Origin of the sequence: Serratia sp. CY71090 (assembly GCF_052166845.1) — a bacterium.
GTDB lineage: Bacteria > Pseudomonadota > Gammaproteobacteria > Enterobacterales > Enterobacteriaceae > Serratia > Serratia nematodiphila.
Map to the genome: position 1 here is coordinate 192,066 of NZ_JBJNOA010000010.1, position 20,929 is coordinate 212,994.

Consider the following 20,929-nt stretch of genomic DNA (forward strand, 5'->3'; position numbering starts at 1 on the left):
TGACGCTCAACGGCTCACATCGATACACAGGTATTTCAGCTCCAGATATTCTTCTATCCCGTAGCGCGATCCTTCACGCCCGAGCCCTGACTGTTTCACGCCGCCGAACGGCGCCACTTCGTTGGAAATCAGCCCGGTGTTGATGCCGACCATGCCGTACTCCAGCGCTTCCGGCACCCGCCACTGGCGCGCGGCGTTCTGCGTGAACAGGTAGGCGGCCAGGCCGAATTCGGTGTCGTTGGCCATGGCGATGGCTTCCGCCTCGTCATGGAAGCGGAACAGCGGCGCCACCGGCCCGAAGGTCTCTTCTTTGGCGAAGCGCATCTTCTGCGTCACGCCGGTCACCACCGTCGGCTGGAAGAAGGTGCCGCCCAGCGCGTGCGGCTGGCCGCCGGTGGCGATCTGCGCCCCTTTGATCAGCGCGTCATCGATATGGCTCTGCACCTTCGCCACCGCATCGCTGTCGATCAGCGGCCCCTGAGTGGTGCCTTCCTGGCTGCCGTCGCCGACTTTCAACTGCTCGACCGCCGCCACCAGCTTCTCCGCCAGCCGCTCGTAGATGCCGTCCTGCACATAGATGCGGTTGGCGCACACGCAGGTCTGGCCGCTGTTGCGGAACTTGGAGGCCATGATGCCCGCCACCGCCGCGTCCAGATTGGCGTCATCGAACACGATAACCGGCGCGTTGCCGCCCAACTCCAGCGACAGTTTCTTGATGCTTGGCGCGCACTGCGCCATCAGAATGCGGCCGACCTCGGTCGAACCGGTAAAGCTCAGCTTGCGCACCACCGGGCTGTCGCACAGCACCTTGCCCACCTGCGCCGCTTCGCCGGTCACCACCTGCAACACGCCGGCGGGAATGCCGGCGTCCTGCGCCAGCTTGGCCAACGCCAACGCGGTCAACGGCGTTTGCTCAGCCGGTTTGACGATGATGGCGCAGCCCGCCGCCAGCGCCGGCGCCACCTTGCGGGTGATCATCGCCGCCGGGAAGTTCCACGGGGTGATGGCCGCGCACACGCCGATCGGCTGCTTCACCACCACCAGGCGCTGCGAAGCCTGAGGCGCCTGCAATACCGCGCCGTCCACCCGCTTGGCCTCTTCGGCGAACCAGGTGATGAACGACGCGGCGTAGGTCACTTCGCCGCGCGCTTCCGCCAGCGATTTGCCCTGCTCGGCGGTCATCAGCTGCGCCAGATCTTCCTGCGCGGCCAGCACCTTATCAGCCCAGGCCAACAGCAGCGCGGAACGCTGCTTGGCGGTCAGCTGTTTCCAGTCGTTTTGCGCCCGCTGCGCCGCCGCGATCGCCTGCTGGGTTTCCTCTTCGCTGACCAGCGGAATGCTGGCCAGCTCGGCGCCGGTGGCCGGGTTGATCACCGCTTCGCGCTTGCCGCTCAGGGCGTCGCACCATTCGCCGTTGATCAGACACTGGCTGCGCAACAGCTCGGGATTGTTCAATTTCATGCCGTTCGCTCCTTAGTGGGCCAGCGCGCGGGACAGGATGCCCATCGCCTTGGTGAACTGATCGTCCGGGATAGTCAGCGGGTAGAGGAAGCGGATCACGTTGCCGTTCACGCCGCAGCTCAGCAGCAGCAGCCCTTCCTCCATCGCCTTCTGCTGCACCTGACGGGTGATATCGGCTGAAGGTTTACCGGTAGCCGGATCGTTGAACTCCACCGCCACCATCGATCCCTGCGCGCGCACATCGGCGATCGCCGGGCTGGTTTTGCGCGCCTGCTGGAGCACTTCCACCAGGTGCTGACCCAAGCGCTGAGCGCGCTGGCACAGTTGCTCCTCTTCAATCACGTCCAGCACCGCGTGCGCGGCGGCCACCGCCAGCGGGTTACCGGCGTAGGTGCCGCCCAGCCCACCCGGCGCCGGCGCGTCCATCACCTCGGCGCGGCCCGCCACCGCCGACAGCGGCATGCCGCCCGCCAGGCTTTTCGCCATGGTGATCAAATCGGGCTTAGCGCTGTAGTGTTCCATGGCGAACAGCTTGCCAGTGCGGGCGAAGCCGGTCTGCACTTCGTCGGCGATCAGCAGAATGCCGTGCTGGTCGCACAGCGCGCGCAGCGCCTGCATGAAATCGGCCGGCGCCACGTTGAAGCCGCCCTCGCCCTGCACCGGCTCCAGCACGATCGCCGCCACCTGCTTGGGATCGATATCCGCTTTAAACAGGCGGTCCAGGCTGTTCATTGCGTCTTCGGTGGTCACGCCGTACAGCGCGTTCGGGTACTGGCCGTGAAACACCGAGCCGGGGAATGGGCCAAAGCCCAGTTTGTAAGGCGCCACTTTGCCGGTCAGCGCCATGGTCATATAGGTGCGGCCGTGGAAACCGCCGCCGAAGGTGATCAACCCCGGGCGGCCGGTGTAAGCGCGGGCGATTTTCACCGCGTTTTCCACCGCTTCCGCGCCGGTGGTGAAGAAGGCGGTTTTACACGGACCGGCGATCGGCGCGCGCTGGTTGATGCGCTCCGCCAGCGAGACATAGCTTTCGTAAGGAACGATCTGATAGGCGGTGTGGGTGAAGGCCTGCAGCTGCTTTTCAATCGCGGCGATCACCTTCGGGTGACGGTGGCCGGTGTTCAGCACGGCAATCCCCGAGGCGAAGTCGATCACTTCTTTGCCTTCCACATCCCACAGCGTGGCGTTCTCTGCGCGCTCGGCGTAAAAACCACACATCACGCCCACTCCGCGCGGGGTGGCGTCCTGACGGCGTTGGTTCAATTCTGCGTTTTTCATGCTGTTCTCTCCGGTCGGTGCCAGTTACACGTTTCGTTCACATTCGTGAAACAATGCCGTTTATTTACACAGGATGTGGCCCTATAATCGAGTGCCAGTTACGAATAATTGAGGGATCCAATTGCGCTCATTGAGTGGTGATCTGTTGCTGCAGCGCCTCGGCGAACAGCCTGATGACAAGCTGCACAAGCGGCTTTACAACGCGATCCGCACCAGCATTCTCGACGGCAGCCTGCCGCCCTCCAGCCGCCTGCCCGCCTCGCGCGATCTGGCGCAGGAGCTCAGCCTGTCCCGCAACACCGTGTTAACCGTTTATGAACAACTGTTGGCGGAAGGTTACGTGTCGGCGCGCGCCGGCAGCGGCACCTTCGTCGCCGACACGGTGCCGGACAGCTGCCTGTCCACCGGCGGCGCCCCGGCGGACGGCAGCGGGCAACCGCGGCGCGTCGAACTGTCGGAGCGCGGCGCCACGCTGCTGCACCACGCCAGCGCCAGCCCCAAACAGTGGGGGGCGTTCATTCCCGGCGTGCCCGACGTCAACGCCTTTCCTCATCAGCTGTTCAGCAAGATCCAGGCGCGCCTCAGCCGCCGCCCGGCGCCGCAGCGGCTGACCTACAGCAATCAGGGCGGCAGCCCGGAGCTGCAGCATGCGTTGGTGGAGTATTTGCGGGTGGCGCGCTCGGTACGCTGCTCGCCGGAACAGATCCTGATCACTGAAGGCATCCATCAGGCGATCGATCTGGTGACGCGCATGTTGTGCAATCCGGGGGATGACGCCTGGATCGAAGAGCCGGGCTATTGGGGGATCCGCAATATCCTGCGCATCAATGCGCTGAACATCTGCCCGCTGGCGGTGGATGAAGCCGGGCTGGTGCCGCCGGAGCAGCCGGTCAACCCACCGCGGCTGATCTTTGTCACCCCGTCGCACCAGTATCCGCTCGGCTCGGTGATGAGCCTGGCGCGCCGCCAACGGCTGCTGGCGCTGGCGCGCAACGCCGGCGGTTGGATCGTCGAGGACGACTACGACAGCGAATTCCGCTTTTCCGGCCAGCCGATCCCGGCGTTGCAAGGGCTGGAAGCCGATGCGCCGGTGATCTATATCGGCACCTTCAGCAAAACGCTCTACCCGGCGCTGCGCCTCGGCTATGTGGTGTTGCCGCCACCGCTGGTGCAGGCGCTGAAAACCGCCCATGCCGAGCTGTACCGCGGCGGGCACCTGCTGATCCAGAGCGCGCTGGCGGAGTTTATTCAGGCGGGGCACTACACGGCGCATATCCGCCGCATGCGGTTGCTGTATGCCCGGCGGCGCGCCTTCCTGACCGGATTGATCGAACAGCACCTCGGCAAGCAGGCGCTCAGCGAGTTCAACAGCAACGCCGGCTTGCACCTGATCCTCAACCTGCCGGACGAGGCCGACGACGTGGCGATCGCCGCCGCCGCCGGCGCGCGCGGGGTGCTGGTGCGGCCGCTGTCGCGCTACTACATGCTGCCCAACCGCCGGCGCGGCCTGCTGATGGGCTTTGCCTGCGTGCCGGAAGAGCAAATGGCCGCCGCCTTCACCCAGCTGCTGGCGTGCATCAACGCCCCGCACTAGGTCAGAGCGCCACCCGCCTGCCTCACCAGGCCTGAAGCCGCCAGCCGTCCGCTTGCCTGTTCAGGCGGTGCGTCGGCCTCAGCGCCTGCAGGAAGTCTTCGTCGTGCGACACCACCAGCATCGCGCCGGGGAAATCCGCCAGCGCGGTTTCTATCGCCAGCGACGACGCCAGATCCAGGTGGTTGGTTGGTTCGTCCAGCAACAGCAACTGCGCCGGTTGTCGCCGCCACAGCGCGCAGGCCAGCGCCGCCTTCAAGCGTTCACCGCCGCTCAGCGAGCCCAGCGGCAACGCGATGCGATCCGCGCCAAGCTGCAGCTGCGCCAGCCGGGTGCGCAACGCCCCTTCCGCCAGCGGCGAATCCTGTAGCCCCAGATGCTCCATCACCGACAGGCCCGGATCGAGCTGCGACAGGGTTTGATCGAGGTAGGCCGTCGACAGCGGGCAATGACAATGGCCGGAAAGCGCCGTCAGCTGCCCGAGAAGGGTCTTCAGCAAGGTGGATTTTCCGCAGCCGTTGGGGCCGGTCAACGCCACGCGCATCGGGCCGTCGATCCGCAAATCCAGCGGCGGCGCGCTGACGAACGGCAGCTGCAGCCGCTCGAGCACCAGCACCTGCTTGTTCGCGTTCACTTCACTGCCCGGCAGCGCCAGCAACACCGGCGGTTCCTCCTCCACCCGCTGATAGGCTTCACGCACCGCCGCATCGAGGCTGTCGCGCCGATCCTGATGCTGTTTGCGCAGCGTGCCGAGGCTCTCCTTCGCCGCCGACTTGTAGGCCACCCGTTCGAAAGAGGCGATATTCAGCGTATCGACGACGCGCAGCGTTTGCGCCGAGCGCCGCTGGCTCATGTCGTGCTCTTTCTGTTGGCGAGCGCGGGTGCGGCGGCGCTCCTCGCGCGCATGCTCCAGATCGGCGCGCGCCGCCTGCTGCTCCGTATCGCGCTGGCGCCGGTAGTCCTCATAGTTGCCGCCGTAGCTGCGCAGCGCGCCGGGCGTCAGTTCGACGATGCGCTCCATGCGCCCCAGCAGCTGCCGGTCATGGCTGGCGATCAGCAGCCCGCCCCGCCACTGATCCAGCTGCTGATACAGCCAGGCGCGGCCGGCGCTGTCGAGGTGGTTGGTCGGTTCGTCCAGCAGCAGAAAATCCGCCTCGCCGAGCAAGGCGCCGCACAGCGACGCGCGCATCCGCTCGCCGCCGCTCAACGAACTGGCGGCTCGCAACGGATCGAAAGCCGGCAACCCGGCGGCGGCAAAGGCGTTTTGCAGACGATCGTTGAGATCCCAGCGCCCTTCCAGACGATCGATGTCGTCCGCCAACGGCCGCCCCTGCTCGAGACGCGCCAGCGCGGCGAACGCCTCGCCATAGCCCAACAGCTGGGCCAGCGTGGTGTCCGCGGCGATCTCCGGCTGCTGCGCAACGTAAGCCAATGCGGCATGAGATTCGACGTGCCCGTTGCCCGGTTGATCCAGCCCGGCGATCAGACGCAGCAGCTGGGTTTTGCCAACGCCGTTGCGCCCCACCAGGCCGCAGCGCTGCCGGTCGAAAGCGAGATCCAGCGGGCCGAACAGCGTTTCGCCGTCAGCAAATTGGCAGGTCAGTTGATGTAAAACGAAATAAGGGGACTGCGCTGAATGAGCCATAAGCACTCCTGAATGAGATCAAAACATCCCCACAGGGCGCGAGAGCGCACGGCGTGGGACCAGATATCAACAGGCGTGGTTGTTCATTTTCGGTTATGGCTCCGCAGAGAGAAGGAATTTGCAACGCGTAAAGGCTAACCGATCTTTTGTTCGTTATGCAAACAGAGTCTGAGATTCATGACATCTATCACATTCGGCGCAACGCAGATTCCCAAGCGGCGCGACAACGGCTAGATTTATCTCATCCGACCACTTTTGTTCACATAATTATAACAACGGGCCCCGATTTCACCCGATGGAGAGTGCAATGAGCAATTACCCTCACCTGCTGGCGCCGCTGGATCTCGGCTTCACCACCCTGAAAAACCGGGTGCTGATGGGATCGATGCATACCGGCCTGGAAGAGCTGCCCGACGGCCCGCAGCGCCTGGCCGCGTTCTATGCCGAGCGCGCCGCCGCCGGCGTGGCGCTGATCGTCACCGGCGGCATTGCCCCGAACGAACAGGGCGTGGTGTTTCGCGGCGGTTCGCTCCTCAACAGCGAGGCGCAATTGCCTCACCACCGCCCGGTGACCGAGGCCGTCCATCAGGCGGGCGGCAAAATTGCGCTGCAGATCCTGCACACCGGCCGCTACAGCTATCAACCCAAACTGGTGGCCCCTTCCGCGCTGCAGGCGCCGATCAACCCGTTTACGCCGAGCGCGCTCAGCGAAGCGGAGATTGAGCAAACCATCGCCGATTTCGCCCGCTGTGCGGCGCTGGCGCAGCAGGCCGGTTACGACGGCGTTGAGGTGATGGGCTCCGAAGGCTATCTGATCAACCAATTCTTGACGACGCGCACCAACCAGCGCGACGACCAATGGGGCGGCAGCTTCACCAATCGCATGCGGTTCGCCGTCGAAACCGTCAGGGCGGTGCGCCAGGCGGTGGGCCCGGAATTTATTCTGATCTACCGGCTGTCGATGCTCGATCTGGTGGAAGACGGCTCCAGTTGGGAGGAGATCGAGCAGCTGGCGCTGGCGATCGAACAGGCGGGCGCCACCATTATCAATACCGGCATCGGCTGGCACGAAGCGCGCATCCCGACCATCGCCACCATGGTGCCGCGCGCCGGATTCAGCTGGGTGACCCGCAAGCTGATGGGCAAGGTCAGCATCCCGCTGATCACCACCAACCGCATCAACGATCCGGCGGTGGCCGAGCAGGTGCTGGCGGACGGCTGCGCCGATATGGTGTCGATGGCGCGCCCGTTCCTCGCCGACGCCGCCTTTGTGCAGAAAGCCGCCGAAGGGCGCGCCGACGAGATCAATACCTGCATCGGTTGCAACCAGGCCTGTCTCGACCAGATTTTTGAAGGCAAGCTGACTTCCTGTCTGGTCAACCCGCGCGCCTGCCGCGAAACCGAAATGCCGCTGACGATGGCGGAAAAACCGAAAAAACTGGCGGTGGTCGGCGCCGGCCCCGCCGGGCTGGCCTTCGCCACCACCGCCGCCAGCCGCGGCCATCGGGTGACGCTGTTCGACGCCGCCGAGCAGATCGGCGGCCAGTTCAACATCGCCAAGCAGATCCCCGGCAAGGAAGAATTCCATGAAACGCTGCGTTACTTCCGCCGCCAGCTGGCGCTGCGTGAAGTGACGGTCAGGCTGGGCGTCAAGGTCGAAGCGGCGGATTTAAGCGAATTCGATGAGGTGATCCTCGCCTGCGGCATCGTGCCGCGCACCCCGGACATCCCCGGCATCGGGCACGCCAAGGTGCTGAGCTATCTGGACGTGCTGCGCGATAAAAAACCGGTCGGCCAGCGGGTGGCGATCGTCGGCGCCGGCGGCATCGGCTTCGATACCGCCGAGTACCTCAGCCAGCACGGCGTGTCCAGCAGCCTGGATCAGGCGGAATTCAACCGCGAATGGGGCATCGACGGGCGCCTTGAGCAGCGCGGCGGGCTGGCGGAGCAAGGGCCGCAGGCGCCGCGCGCCGCCCGGCAGATCTACCTGTTGCAACGCAAAACCAGCAAAGTGGGCGAAGGCCTGGGGAAAACCACCGGTTGGATCCACCGCGCCAGCCTGGCGATGCGCGGCGTGAAGATGCTCAACAGCGTCAGCTATCGGCTGATCGACGACGAAGGGCTGCACATCACCCGCGCCGAGCAAGACAGCTGCCTGCTGGTGGACACGGTGGTCATTTGCGCCGGGCAGGAACCGCGCCGCGAACTGCAGCAGCCGCTGCTGGCGATGGGGAAAACCGTGCACCTGATCGGCGGCGCCGACGTGGCCGCCGAGCTGGACGCCCGCCGCGCGATCGATCAGGGTACGCGATTGGCGATGACGCTGTAAAAAAGGGGCGCCCGGCGCCCCTGATATTGATGGCAAACCTCATCCCCATGCCGGCTTGGCAGAGAGCAGCGAATAGAGAACAAGGGAAATCAATTTATTGATTTTCGGCTGATATCCACAAAGGGGGAAAAACCACGCTTTTTCCCCCTTTGTCTACAGCCTGTGGGGCGCCCGGCGCCCCTTGTTATTCACGCTCAGCGACGCGCGCCGGATTTCACCGCTCGAAGGATCACGAACTTCTTGTTCGAGGCCACCAGCGTACAGTTGCCGAACAGGCGCTTGAGCTTCTGGTGATAGTCGAGGTGACGGTTGCCGACAATGCGCAGTTCACCGCCCACCTGCAGGCAGCGCTTAGCGTCGCAGAACATCTGCCAGGCGGTGTGATCGGTGATGGCGTGTTGCTGGTGGAACGGCGGGTTGCACAGCACCGCCTGCACGCTTTCACGCTCGATGCCCGCCAGCGCGTTGTTCACCTCAAACTGGCAGCGGTCCAGCTCTTGCGGCAGGTTGTGCTCCACATTCAGCTCGCTGGAGGCCACCGCCATGTAAGATTCATCGACGAAGGTCACCTGCGCTTCCGGGTTTTGCGCCAGCGCCGTCAGGCCAATCACGCCGTTGCCACAGCCCAGATCGACGATATGGCCGTTCAGGCCGCGCGGCAGATGTTGCATAAACAGGCGCGCGCCGATATCCAGGCTGCCGCGCGAGAAGACGTTGGCGTGGTTATGGATAAGCCAATCGGTGCCGTCCAGCGTCCAGTTGGTGGTTTCCGCCGCCGCCGGCGGGACGATGTCCGCCGCCTGGCAGAAGATCAGGCGCGCCTTCTTCCACGCCAGGCTGGTGCGCGTCGGGCCCAGCACCTTTTCAAACAGCTGCATCGTCGAGGTGTGCACGTCGCGCGCTTTGGCGCCGGCAACGATCAGCGTGTCTTCGGTCACAACGTGGCGCAGCGCGCGCAGTTGCTGTTCCAGCAGCGCCAGCGCTTTCGGCACGCGAATCAGCACCACCGCCGGCGCCGCCGGCAGCTCGGCCAGGCTGTCCAGCAGCGTGACCTGCTCGGGATCCAGACCGTTGAGTTTGAGGTTGTGGCGCGTCGCCAGCTGGCTCATGTACGAATCGCTGACGCTGTAAGGGCGATGCGCGTGCAACGCACAGGCCAGGGTGCCGAAGTTATCGTTGAAAATCAGCACCGGGCGGCCGCCGATATCTACGTTTTCAAGCTGTTGCAGCAGATATTCGTCCGCCGCTTCCCACGCCTGCAGTTGGGTGGATTCTTCCTGTTGGGGATAACGCTCCAGCTCAAGTTGCTGTGTTCCCAGATCGAGTTGGCTCATTGCCCCTCCTGACTGATAAAATTTGGGCTGTTTATCCCCTAAAAACGCCCGTCAGTAAAATGTTTTTTCGGATAAATTGCGTATGTCAGGATTTGAGCGAAAAAACAGCATAGAATGACCGGCTGAATGGCCGTTGATACGGAACAAGAATGTCTGAATTGACCTACCTGCAAGGCTACCCGGTGCATCTGCAAAGCCAGGTGCAACAACTGATCCATCAAAACCGGCTGGGTGACGTGCTGCTGCAGCGCTATCCGCAGGTGCACGACTGCACCACCGACAAGTCGCTGTATCAGTTTACCGTCGATCTGAAAAATCAGTATCTGCGCAACGCCCAGCCGCTGAGCAAGGTGGCTTACGACAGCAAGATCCACGTCATGAAGCACGCGCTGGGCCTGCACACCGCCATCTCGCGCGTGCAGGGCGGCAAGCTGAAGGCCAAGGCGGAAATCCGCGTGGCGACGGTGTTCAAGGTCGCGCCCGAGCCGTTCCTGCGCATGATCGTGGTGCATGAGCTGGCGCATCTGAAAGAGAAAGATCACAACAAGGCGTTCTACAGCCTGTGCTGCCACATGGAGCCCGATTATCACCAGCTGGAGTTCGATACCCGGCTGTATCTGACGCACCTTTCGCTGTTCGGCGAGCTGTATGCATAGCGAGTGAGGGCGTGATAATCTGCGGTTTTAGGCTGGACCGGAGCTCGCTATGATTCGCTTTGCCGTTGTCGGCACCAACTGGATTACGGAACGTTTTATCGATGCCGCCCATGAAAGCGGCAAACTCAAGCTGAGCGCCGTGTATTCACGCTCGCTGGAGCAGGCGCAGGCGTTTGGCGCCAACTATCAGGTCACGCAGTTTTTCGACTCGCTCGAGGCAATGGCCCAGTCCGATGCCATAGACGCGGTGTATATCGCCAGCCCCAATTCCCTGCACTGCCCGCAATCGCTGCTGTTCCTGCGCCATAAAAAGCACGTGATCTGCGAAAAACCGCTGGCCTCCAACCAGCGCGAAGCGGAACAGCTGGTAGCCTGCGCGCGGGAAAACCAGGTGGTGCTGTTCGAGGCATTCAAAAGCGCCTATCTGCCGAATTTTCTGGCGCTGCAACAGGCATTGCCGAACGTCGGCCGGCTGCGCAAAGCCTTCATCAACTATTGCCAATACTCCTCGCGCTACCCGCGCTACCTGGCCGGCGAGAACCCCAACACCTTTAACCCGCAGTTCTCCAACGGCTCGATCATGGATATCGGCTACTACTGCCTGGCCAGCGCGGTAGCGCTGTTCGGCGCGCCGCAGTCGGTGCTCGCCAGCGCCACACTGCTCGATACCGGCGTTGACGCCCACGGCACCGTCTGCCTGAACTACGGTGATTTCGACGTCACGCTTTCCCATTCCAAGGTCAGCGACTCGGCGATCCCCAGCGAGATCCAGGGGGAGGAAGGCACGCTGATTATCGACAAGATTTCCGAGTGCCAGGGCGTGGCGCTGACGCCGCGCGGCGGCAACCGTCAAGATCTGAGCCAGCCGCAACACATCAACACCATGCTGTATGAGGCGCTGGCCTTTGCCGAGCTGGTGGAAAATCACCGGGTGGAGCATCCGGGGCTGGAGAATTCGCTGATCGTCGCCCGCCTGCTGACCGATATCCGCCGCCAGACCGGCGTTGTCTTCCCCGCCGACGGAGAATGAGATGAAACCGCTGCTCGTGATGCAAACCGGCGACGCGCCGCAGGCCATTCGTCAGAAATTGGCCAACTTTGAAGGCATGTTCCTGCAACAGGGCAATATCGACGCCGAACGCGCGCACATCGTGCACCTGCCCGCCGGCGAACGGCCGTTGCCGCCTGCCGCCTATTGCGGCGTAGTCATCACCGGCTCGCCGGCGATGGTGACCGAACGGCTGCCGTGGAGCGAGGAAGCCGCCGAATGGCTGCGCCAGGCGATGGCGATCAAACTGCCGCTGTTCGGCGTCTGCTACGGCCATCAGCTGTTGGCCTACGCGCTCGGCGGCGAAGTGGGTTACCACCCGCAGGGCATGGAGGTGGGTACGCTGGAGATCGAACTGCTGCCCGCCGCGGCCGACGATCGGCGGCTCACCCTGCTGCCGCCGCGCTTCAAGGCCAACCTGATCCACTCGCAGAGCGTGCTGACGCCGCCCGCCGGCGCGCAGACGCTGGCGCGTTCGCAGCAGGACGCGCACCAAATCCTGCGCTATGGCGATCACGCCCTGACCACCCAGTTCCACCCGGAATTCAACGGCGCGGTGATGAGCCAGTATCTGCAGTGGCTCGGCGAGCTGCATCCCGAGCAGCAGGCCCGCTACCAACAGCAACAACAACAGGTTAGCGACACGCCATTCAGCCGCCTGCTGCTGCAGGGATTCGTCGTCAGCCTCGGCGCGCAAAAAGCGATGGCCGGTTAACGCGATTCACGTTGACCGCCGACACATTTTGCATTACTTTCTGCTCTGCAAAGGGGAGTAACTTCATTGCCGGTCAATCGTCATTACGATGCGCAAGCATCCGGTTACCGGGCAACCTGATGTCAAAGGTGTAACCACCTTCATCAACGTTGTAAGTGAGACCTTGCCGGAAGGCGAGGTTTGCTTGCAGCGTTCACAGAGCGGCTGGCGTCTTCCGACGTTGGCCGTTTTTGTTTTGAAGGATACCTCTGATGATGACTTCCGTTGGCACACCGTGGTTATGGGGCAGCTTTGCCGCCGTCATAGTCGTGATGCTCGCAATCGATCTCCTGTTGCAGGGCCGTAAAGGCGCGCACACCATGACTATGAAGCAGGCCGCCAGCTGGTCGCTGGTGTGGGTCAGCCTCTCCCTGCTGTTCAACTTCGGTTTCTGGTACTACCTGAATGAAACCGCCGGGCGCGCCGTCGCCGATACCCAGGCGCTGGCCTTCCTGACCGGCTACCTGATCGAAAAAGCGCTGGCGGTGGATAATGTGTTCGTCTGGCTGATGCTGTTCAGCTACTTCGCCGTGCCGGCCAACCTGCAACGGCGGGTGCTGATCTACGGCGTGCTGGGCGCGATCGTGCTGCGTACCATCATGATCTTCGCCGGCAGCTGGCTGGTCAGCCAGTTCCAGTGGCTGCTGTATCTGTTCGGCGCTTTCCTGCTGTTCACCGGTATTAAAATGGCGCTGGCGAAGGAAGATGACTCGGCGATCGGCGACAAACCGCTGGTGAAATGGCTGCGCAGCCGCTTGCGCATGACCGACAGTCTGGAAGGCGAGCGTTTCTTCGTGCGCCGCAACGGCATTCTGTTCGCCACCCCGCTGGTGCTGGTGCTGATCCTGGTGGAACTGAGCGACGTGATTTTCGCGGTGGACAGCATTCCGGCGATCTTCGCCGTGACCACCGATCCGTTCATCGTCCTGACCTCCAACCTGTTCGCCATCATGGGCCTGCGTGCCATGTACTTCCTGCTGGCCAACGTGGCGGAACGGTTCTCGATGCTGAAATACGGCCTGTCGGTGATCCTGGTATTTATCGGCATCAAGATGCTGATTATCGACTTCTTCCACATCCCGATCGGCGTGTCGCTCGGCGTGGTGGCGGGCATCCTGACGTTCACATTGCTGATCAACGCCTGGGTCAATCACCGCAACGATCGCCTGGCGAAGAAATAACCATAATCTGTTATCCGGGGCGCTAGTCGCCCCGTGATTGTTTGGCAATTCCCCCAAAACGCCAAACGTTATTGCGATCACACAAATGTAACCAGTATGTTATCAAGTGTTGATCCGCGCTCAGAATTTCACCCTCGCCTCTTTCCAACATCATTCGATTGCTGAATACTGATTCGGCAAACACACTTAGTTACAGAATCATATAAAGCTGCCCGGCGTCGTTCCCGCCGCGGCGGCCAGATAACATCAGGAAGAAAGCACTATGCAAAAACTACTACAAAAGATCACGCAGGGCAGCCTGGTCAAACAAATCATGGTCGGCCTGGTGGCCGGCATTCTGGTGGCGCTGGTTTCACCGGCGGCGGCGGCGGCGGTCGGCCTGCTCGGCACCCTGTTCGTCGGCGCGCTGAAAGCGGTGGCGCCGGTGCTGGTGCTGATTCTGGTCATGGCCTCGATCGCCAACCATAAACAGGGGCAGAAGACCAACATTCGCCCGATCCTGTTCCTCTACCTGCTGGGCACCTTTGCCGCCGCGCTGGTGGCGGTGGTCGTCAGCTTTATCTTCCCTTCCACGCTGGCGCTGACCACCGGCGCGACGGACATTACCCCGCCGGGCGGCATTGTGGAGGTGATGAAGGGCCTGTTGATGAGCGTGGTGGCCAACCCGTTCCATGCGCTGATTAACGCCAACTACATCGGCATTCTGGCCTGGGCCGTCGGTCTGGGGCTGGCGTTGCGCCACGCTTCCGAGACCACCAAGGGGCTGATCAACGACATGTCCCATGCGGTCACGCTGGTGGTGCGCGCGGTGATCCGCTGTGCGCCGCTCGGCATCTTCGGCCTGGTGGCCTCCACGCTGGCGGAAACCGGCTTCGGCGCGCTGTGGGGCTACGCCCAGCTGCTGATGGTGCTGCTTGGCTGCATGCTGCTGGTGGCGCTGGTGCTCAACCCGTTGATCGTTTACTGGAAGATCCGCCGCAACCCGTATCCGCTGGTGTTCGCCTGCCTGCGCGAGAGCGGCGTGACCGCCTTCTTCACCCGCAGCTCCGCCGCCAACATCCCGGTGAACATGGAACTGTGCAAGAAGCTGAACCTGAATGAGGACACCTACTCGGTTTCCATCCCGCTGGGCGCCACCATCAACATGGCCGGCGCGGCGATCACCATCACCGTGCTGACGCTGGCGGCGGTAAACACGCTGGGCATCGCGGTGGACGTCCCGACCGCCCTGCTGTTGAGCGTGGTGGCGGCCCTCTGCGCCTGCGGCGCCTCCGGCGTGGCCGGCGGTTCGCTGCTGCTGATCCCGCTGGCGTGCAACATGTTCGGCATTCCGAACGACGTGGCGATGCAGGTGGTGGCGGTCGGCTTTATCATCGGCGTCCTGCAGGATTCGGCGGAAACCGCCCTCAACTCCTCCACCGACGTGCTGTTCACCGCCGCGGCCTGCCAGGCGGAAGACCAGCGGCTGGCGAACGAAGATCCGCTGAAGGTGCGTTAATCGCGCGTTGCTTCATCAAAAAGGCGCTCCTTCGAGCGCCTTTTTTGTCAGCCTTACAGCGTCACCCCGCTTTTAAAGATCGCCAGCTCGCGGAAGTCGTTGGTTTCATTACGCGCCGGACGCCCGTTGGCGATCTCGACAATCAGATCGATGAAGCGGCTGAGCAACGTCTCCATCGCCACGCCGTGGATCAGACTGCCGGCGTCAAAATCGATCCAGTGCGGTTTCTTCGCCGCCAGCTCGCTGTTGGTCGCCAGCTTCACCGTCGGCACAAAGCCGCCGTACGGCGTGCCGCGCCCGGTGCTGAACAGCACCATATGGCAGCCGGCGCCGGCCAGCGCGCTGGTCGCCACGGCGTCGTTGCCCGGCGCGCTGAGCAGATTCAACCCCGGCACGCGCAGCCGCTCGCCGTATTTCAGCACGTCAACCACCTGGCTTAGCCCCGCCTTTTGGGTGCAGCCGAGCGATTTCTCCTCCAGCGTGGTGATGCCGCCGGCCTTGTTGCCCGGCGACGGGTTCTCATAAATCGGCTGTTGATGGGCGATGAAATAGCGTTTGAAATCGTTGATCATGTCGACGGTTTTGTCGAAGGTCTCCCCATCGCGGCAGCGGCTCATCAGAATGCGCTCGGCGCCGAACATCTCCGGCACTTCGGTCAGCACCGTGGTGCCGCCGTTGGCGATCACATAATCGGAGAACCGCCCCAGCAGCGGGTTGGCGGTGATACCCGACAGCCCGTCCGAACCGCCGCACTCCAGGCCGAACTTCAACTCGCTCAGGCGGCCCGGCTCACGGCGATCGTGGCGCATCTCCCGGTACAGCTCGTGCAACAGCGCCAGCCCGGCTTCCACTTCGTCGTCCTGTTGTTGGCACACCATACAGCGCAGCCGCCGCTCGTCCTCTATCCCCAACGTGGCGCGAAAGGCATCCACCTGATTGTTCTCGCAACCCAGCCCGATCACCAGCACCGCGCCGGCGTTGGGATGGCGCGCCAGGTTCTGCAGCATGATGCGGGTGTTGGCATGATCCTGCCCCAGCTGCGAGCAGCCGAACGGGTGACTGAACAGATGCACGCCGTCGATCTCCTCTGCCTGCGTTTGCTGCAAAAAGCGTTGCTGGATCTGGCGAGCGATACCGTTGACACAGCCGACGGTCGGCACGATCCACAGCTCATTGCGGATCCCCACTTCGCCGCCGGCCCGTCGGTACAACTGCACCTCGCGATCCGCGGCCTGCGGCGGCAACGTCGGGAATTGCGGCTGGTAACGGTAGCTGTCCAGATCGCTCAGGTTGGTTTTGGCGTTTTGCGAATGAACATGCTCCCCCGGCCCGATGGCCGCGAGCGCATGGCCGATCGGCTGGCCATATTTGATGATGTCTTCGCCCTCGGCGATCGGGTCGAGCGCAAATTTGTGCCCGCGCGCCACCGGCTGCGCCAGTTGGATGACCGCGCCTTCCAGCTCAACGCACTCTCCGGCAGCCAGATCGCGCAGCGCCACCGCCACGTTATCCTGCTCGTGAATCTTTATCGTACTTTGCATAAACCGGTCCCGGATAACGGCTACGCCAGTTCAATGGCGAAATAGTCTTTGGCGTTGTCGAAGCAGATGTTTTTCACCATTTCGCCCAGCAGCGCGATATCCGCCGGCGCTTCGCCGTCCGCCACCCAACGACCGATCATCTGGCAAAGAATGCGGCGGAAGTATTCATGGCGCGTGTACGACAGGAAGCTACGACTGTCGGTCAGCATGCCGACGAAGCGGCTCAGCAGCCCGAGCTGCGCCAGCTGCGTCATTTGGCGCTGCATGCCGTCCTTCTGATCGTTGAACCACCAGCCGGAACCGAACTGCATCTTGCCCGGCGTGCCTTCCCCCTGGAAATTGCCGATCATGGTGCCGATCACTTCGTTATCGCGCGGGTTGAGGCAGTAGAGAATGGTTTTCGGCAGGCCGCCCTGCCGCGCCTGGGCATCCAGCAGCCGCGACAGCGGCTCCGCCAGCGGCCGATCGTTGATCGAATCGAAACCGATATCCGGCCCGACGGCGGCCAGCATGCGGCTGTTGTTATTACGCAACGCGCCGATGTGATACTGCTGCACCCAGCCGCGGCGCCGGTATTCGCCGGCCAGGAACAGCAGCACCGCGCTTTTGAACTGGGCGCTCTGTTCCGGCGTCGGCAGCTCGCCGTTCAGGCGGCGCAGCAGGATCGCATCCAGCGCCGCTTCATCGGCCTCGCCGAACACCACCACGTCCAGCGCATGGTCGGCCACCTTGCAGCCGTGGGCGGCGAAGTGATCCATGCGCTTGTACAGGGCGTCGCACAGCGCGCTGAAGCGGCCGATGACGGTATCCGCCGCCGCCTCCAGCTGCCGCAGATAGTCATTGAAGCCCGGTGCATCGACAGTGAAAGCCTTGTCCGGCCGCCAGCTCGGCAATACCTTGATATCGAAGCCACGATCGTCGGCGATCGCCCGATGATGGCGCAGATCGTCGATCGGATCGTCGGTGGTGCCGACCATTTTCACATTCATCTGCCGCATGATGCCGCGCGCGCGAAACTCATCCTGCGCCAGCAGCGCATTGCCGCGCTGCCAGATCTCATCCGCCGTGGCCGGCGACAGCAGCGTATCCGTGATGCCGAACGGCCGACGCAGCTCCAGATGCGTCCAGTGATAAAGCGGGTTGCCGATGGTATGCGGCACCGTGGCGGCCCAGGCGTCGAATTTCTCACGATCGCCCGCATCGCCGGTACACAGCCGCTCCGCCACGCCATTGGTGCGCATCGCCCGCCATTTATAGTGATCGCCCCGCAGCCAGATATCGTACAGGTTGCTGAAGCGGGTATTCTCCGCGATCTGCTGTGGCGGCAAATGGCAGTGATAATCGAAAATCGGCTGTGGCGCCGCATAGTCGTGATACAAGCGCCGGGCAAATTCGTTGTCCAGCAGGAAATCTTCGCTCAAAAACGTCGCCATCTCGGGCTCCTTACTTGCCGTGCGGCACGGGTTCGAATCACAAAAGTTATCACACCAATTCTCACAAGCGTCCAGCAAATTTTTCCCATGAGCTGCTGATTTAAGGTCCTTCAATCCCTTTTTCGCTCAATTTTACGGCAAATGTGCGGCGTAAACGCACTATTTCACCGGCGACAGTATCGCTCAGGCGAATAATTCCTTTTGTGATATCACTCAACTTTTAAACCTGTATGACAGGTTATTGTCTCGCCAGCCGCATCGACGGCCACACCTTCAAACGGGGAGACATTTCGGATGCGTAAAATTAAAGGGTTACGCTGGTACATGATCGGACTGGTGACCATCGGCACCGTGCTGGGCTACCTGACCCGCAACGCCATCGCCGTCGCGGCGCCGACGCTGGAAGATACGCTGCACATCACCACCCAACAGTATTCCTATATCGTCGCCGCCTATTCCGCCTGCTACACCGTGATGCAACCGGTGGCGGGCTATGTGCTGGACGTGCTGGGCACCAAGGTCGGTTACGCCATGTTCGCCATTCTGTGGGCGCTGTTCTGTATGGGCACCGCGCTGGCCAACAGCTGGGGCGGCCTGGCGCTGGCGCGCGGCGCGGTCGGCATGGCGGAAGCGGCGATGATCCCCGCCGGGCTGAAGGCCAGCAGCGAGTGGTTTCCGGCCAAAGAGCGTTCGATCGCCGTCGGTTATTTCAACGTGGGTTCATCGATCGGTGGCATGATCGCCCCACCGTTGGTGGTATGGGCCATCGTGGCGCACAGCTGGGAAATGGCGTTCATCATCACCGGCGTGCTGAGCCTGATCTGGGCCATTTGTTGGCTGCTGTTCTACAAACACCCGAAAGATCAGAAGAAACTGAGCCAGGAAGAGCGCCGTTACATCCTCGAAGGCCAGGAAGCCCAGCACCAGACCTCTAACGCCAAAAAGATGTCCGCCTGGCAGATCGTGCGCAACCGCCAGTTCTGGGGCATCGCGCTGCCGCGCTTTCTGGCGGAGCCGGCGTGGGGCACCTTCAACGCCTGGATCCCGCTGTTCATGTTCAAGGCCTACGGTTTTAACCTGAAAGAGATCGCCATGTTCGCCTGGATGCCGATGCTGTTCGCCGATCTCGGCTGCATCGTCGGCGGTTATCTGCCGCCGCTGTTCCAGAAGTATTTCAAGGTCAACCTGATCGTCTCACGCAAGCTGGTGGTAACGATGGGGGCGGTGTTGATGATCGGCCCCGGCATGATCGGCCTGTTCACCAGCCCTTACGCGGCTATCGCGCTGCTGTGCGTCGGCGGCTTCGCCCATCAGGCGCTGTCCGGCGCGCTGATCACCCTCTCTTCCGACGTGTTCGGCCGCAATGAGGTGGCGACTGCCAACGGCCTCACCGGCATGGCGGCCTGGACAGCCAGCACGCTGTTCGCCCTGGTGGTCGGCGCCCTGGCGGACACCCTCGGCTTCAGCCCGCTGTTCGCCGCGCTGTCGGTCTTCGACATTCTCGGCGCCATCGTCATCTGGACGGTGTTGCAAAACCGTCCGGCCGCCGAAACCCAGCCGGCCACGCTGCAACCGGCCCCGGCGCGCAGCTGATCCCGCCGCCCGGCCGCCGCGCCGGGCCTCTTGCTCCTCTGGCAGCGGTGCCGAATAAGTGGTATAACAAATCCGACGGCCACGCGCCCCTTCCCACCGCACCGTATAGAGCATTCACTATGGAATTCACCGAAACCAGACGCCTGTATCAGCAACTGGCCGCCGAGCTTAAGCAACGCATCGAAAGCGGCCGCTACCCGGTAGGCGACAAGCTGCCGGCCGAACGATACATCGCCGAAGAGATGAATGTCAGCCGTACCGTGGTGCGCGAGGCGATCATCATGCTGGAAGTGGAAGGCTATGTAGACGTGCGCAAGGGATCCGGGATCCACGTGGTGTCCAACCAGCAAAAGCACCTGGTGGTGCCGGGCGACAGCATCGAGTTCGCCACCGCCGGCCCGTTTGAGCTGCTGCAGGCTCGCCAGCTGATTGAAAGCAACATCGCCGAGTTCGCCGCCACCCAGGTGACCAAACAAGATATCGTGCAGTTGATGGAGATCCAGGAGCACGCCCGTAAAGAGGATCGCTTCCGCGACTCGCAGTGGGATCTGAAGTTCCACGTGCAGGTGGCGCTGGCCACCCAGAACACCGCCATGGCCACCATCGTGGAAAAAATGTGGGTGCAGCGGGTCAACAACCCTTACTGGAAAAAGCTGCACGAGCATATCGACGAACGCTCGATCGCCAGCTGGTGTGACGATCACGATCAGATCCTCAAGGCGCTGATGCGCAAAGACCCTTACGCCGCCAAACTGGCGATGTGGCAGCACCTGGAAAACACCAAACAGATGCTGTTCAACGCCACCAGCGATGACTTCGAATACAACGCCGATCGCTACCTGTTCGCCGAGAATCCAGTGGTGCATCTGGATGGCGTGAACCACGAGCCGAAATAGCCACGGCGGTCAAAAACCGTCGGCTTATGTCAGGTAATGTAAAATCCGCTGAATCGATGCCGGAACCGCCGTTTGCCGTGTACTATTTCACCGTCGGCAACGTAGATTTCCCTGTTGCCAATCGTGCTATTTTGGTAGAGTTAGCCCACTTTTTTACCCATTGCTGCGGGGGCGGGACGCGAATAAATGCGCTGGTTGTTTGCCATGCTGATTGCTGTTTTCTGCTGGACCGGTTCGGTCTCCGGCCAACAGTTATGCGTGGCGTCACCCAAGCCAACCCCCAGCGCGCTGAGCAGCCTGCAGCTGCTGGCGGAGCCGGCGCTTTCCCCCTATGATCATGTGTATCGGGCGCCGGCTGAAGCGCGCCGCAAAGCCCCCGGCAAGTTGCCGCTGCTGCTGCCCAGAGCGCACTCTTTCTCCGGTTCGCTGCTCGCATCCTCCCTGGCGGCGCCGGTCTATACCCTGGCCGCAGAGCCGAGTTACCGAATTCGCTTCCCCCGCCAGGACACCCCGGCCCCCAACCGGCTTGCCCAGGTCGACTGGATGCTGGACGCCTCCAGGCAACAGAGTCGCCAGGCCGGTTGGAAAGAAAGTAACATGCTGTACCGTGGCACGCTGACTTACCACCTATGACCGGTGTCGCACCGCTTAGAAACCTTAAAGCAACGCCGTTTCATCGTTATCAGCACTC

General features: G+C 62.6%; 16 protein-coding genes. 10 read left to right on the plus strand and 6 right to left on the minus strand.

Annotated features, from left to right (window positions below):
- Nucleotides 1–6 precede the first annotated feature (6 nt).
- Nucleotides 7–1,461 carry an NAD-dependent succinate-semialdehyde dehydrogenase gene (locus ACJ8OK_RS18790; protein ID WP_021505087.1) on the minus strand — a complete coding sequence of 485 codons (1,455 nt, stop codon included), beginning with the start codon at nucleotides 1,459–1,461 and terminating at the stop codon, nucleotides 7–9.
- A gap of 12 nt (nucleotides 1,462–1,473) precedes the next feature.
- On the minus strand, nucleotides 1,474–2,739 hold the full coding sequence (locus ACJ8OK_RS18795; RefSeq protein ID WP_442530820.1) for a 4-aminobutyrate--2-oxoglutarate transaminase: 1,266 nt from the start codon (nucleotides 2,737–2,739) through the stop codon (nucleotides 1,474–1,476).
- A 121-nt stretch (nucleotides 2,740–2,860) separates the two neighbouring features.
- Here ACJ8OK_RS18795 and pdxR point away from each other — a divergent pair, with 121 nt between their 5' ends.
- Nucleotides 2,861–4,333, plus strand: a complete 1,473-nt coding sequence (gene pdxR / locus ACJ8OK_RS18800) for a MocR-like pyridoxine biosynthesis transcription factor PdxR (RefSeq protein WP_060560344.1) — start codon at nucleotides 2,861–2,863, stop codon at nucleotides 4,331–4,333.
- 22 nt (nucleotides 4,334–4,355) lie between these two features.
- On the opposite strand, the gene ACJ8OK_RS18805 is transcribed toward pdxR, so the two are convergent.
- Nucleotides 4,356–5,975, minus strand: a complete 1,620-nt coding sequence (locus tag ACJ8OK_RS18805; protein WP_442530822.1) for an ABC-F family ATP-binding cassette domain-containing protein — start codon at nucleotides 5,973–5,975, stop codon at nucleotides 4,356–4,358.
- Nucleotides 5,976–6,282: 307 nt separating this feature from the next.
- Here ACJ8OK_RS18805 and ACJ8OK_RS18810 point away from each other — a divergent pair, with 307 nt between their 5' ends.
- Entirely contained in the window at nucleotides 6,283–8,304 is a 2,022-nt protein-coding gene (locus tag ACJ8OK_RS18810; protein WP_442530823.1) for an oxidoreductase, read from the plus strand.
- Nucleotides 8,305–8,498: 194 nt separating this feature from the next.
- Here ACJ8OK_RS18810 and rlmG read toward each other — a convergent pair whose 3' ends face one another.
- Nucleotides 8,499–9,638, minus strand: coding sequence for a 23S rRNA (guanine(1835)-N(2))-methyltransferase RlmG (gene rlmG, locus ACJ8OK_RS18815; protein WP_048325544.1), 1,140 nt, complete (start codon nucleotides 9,636–9,638; stop codon nucleotides 8,499–8,501).
- Nucleotides 9,639–9,787: 149 nt separating this feature from the next.
- Between rlmG and ACJ8OK_RS18820 the strand changes: the two genes are divergently transcribed.
- From ACJ8OK_RS18820 to sstT, 5 genes are all read left to right on the plus strand, one after another.
- Nucleotides 9,788–10,294 carry a M48 metallopeptidase family protein gene (locus ACJ8OK_RS18820; protein ID WP_166730367.1) on the plus strand — a complete coding sequence of 169 codons (507 nt, stop codon included), beginning with the start codon at nucleotides 9,788–9,790 and terminating at the stop codon, nucleotides 10,292–10,294.
- Nucleotides 10,295–10,343: 49 nt separating this feature from the next.
- Nucleotides 10,344–11,324, plus strand: coding sequence for a Gfo/Idh/MocA family protein (locus ACJ8OK_RS18825; RefSeq protein ID WP_004937152.1), 981 nt, complete (start codon nucleotides 10,344–10,346; stop codon nucleotides 11,322–11,324).
- Between the two features lies 1 nt (nucleotide 11,325).
- The gene (locus ACJ8OK_RS18830; protein ID WP_082997306.1) at nucleotides 11,326–12,057 is read left to right on the plus strand and encodes a glutamine amidotransferase; all 732 of its coding nucleotides are present in this window, start codon (nucleotides 11,326–11,328) and stop codon (nucleotides 12,055–12,057) included.
- Nucleotides 12,058–12,308: 251 nt separating this feature from the next.
- A complete protein-coding gene (locus ACJ8OK_RS18835; RefSeq protein ID WP_085337177.1) occupies nucleotides 12,309–13,277 on the plus strand; it encodes a TerC family protein in 969 nt (322 codons plus the stop codon).
- A 262-nt stretch (nucleotides 13,278–13,539) separates the two neighbouring features.
- Nucleotides 13,540–14,775, plus strand: coding sequence for a serine/threonine transporter SstT (gene sstT / locus ACJ8OK_RS18840; protein WP_004937146.1), 1,236 nt, complete (start codon nucleotides 13,540–13,542; stop codon nucleotides 14,773–14,775).
- A 53-nt stretch (nucleotides 14,776–14,828) separates the two neighbouring features.
- Here sstT and ACJ8OK_RS18845 read toward each other — a convergent pair whose 3' ends face one another.
- Both ACJ8OK_RS18845 and uxaC read right to left on the minus strand, forming a co-directional pair.
- Nucleotides 14,829–16,316, minus strand: coding sequence for a UxaA family hydrolase (locus ACJ8OK_RS18845; RefSeq protein ID WP_442530825.1), 1,488 nt, complete (start codon nucleotides 16,314–16,316; stop codon nucleotides 14,829–14,831).
- A gap of 20 nt (nucleotides 16,317–16,336) precedes the next feature.
- Entirely contained in the window at nucleotides 16,337–17,749 is a 1,413-nt protein-coding gene (gene uxaC / locus ACJ8OK_RS18850; RefSeq protein ID WP_021505095.1) for a glucuronate isomerase, read from the minus strand.
- 294 nt (nucleotides 17,750–18,043) lie between these two features.
- Here uxaC and ACJ8OK_RS18855 point away from each other — a divergent pair, with 294 nt between their 5' ends.
- From ACJ8OK_RS18855 to ACJ8OK_RS18865, 3 genes are all read left to right on the plus strand, one after another.
- Nucleotides 18,044–19,342, plus strand: a complete 1,299-nt coding sequence (locus ACJ8OK_RS18855; RefSeq protein ID WP_015379157.1) for an MFS transporter — start codon at nucleotides 18,044–18,046, stop codon at nucleotides 19,340–19,342.
- 119 nt (nucleotides 19,343–19,461) lie between these two features.
- Entirely contained in the window at nucleotides 19,462–20,238 is a 777-nt protein-coding gene (gene exuR / locus ACJ8OK_RS18860; protein ID WP_004937137.1) for a transcriptional regulator ExuR, read from the plus strand.
- Between the two features lie 186 nt (nucleotides 20,239–20,424).
- Entirely contained in the window at nucleotides 20,425–20,871 is a 447-nt protein-coding gene (locus ACJ8OK_RS18865; RefSeq protein ID WP_033632023.1) for a hypothetical protein, read from the plus strand.
- Nucleotides 20,872–20,929 lie beyond the last annotated feature (58 nt).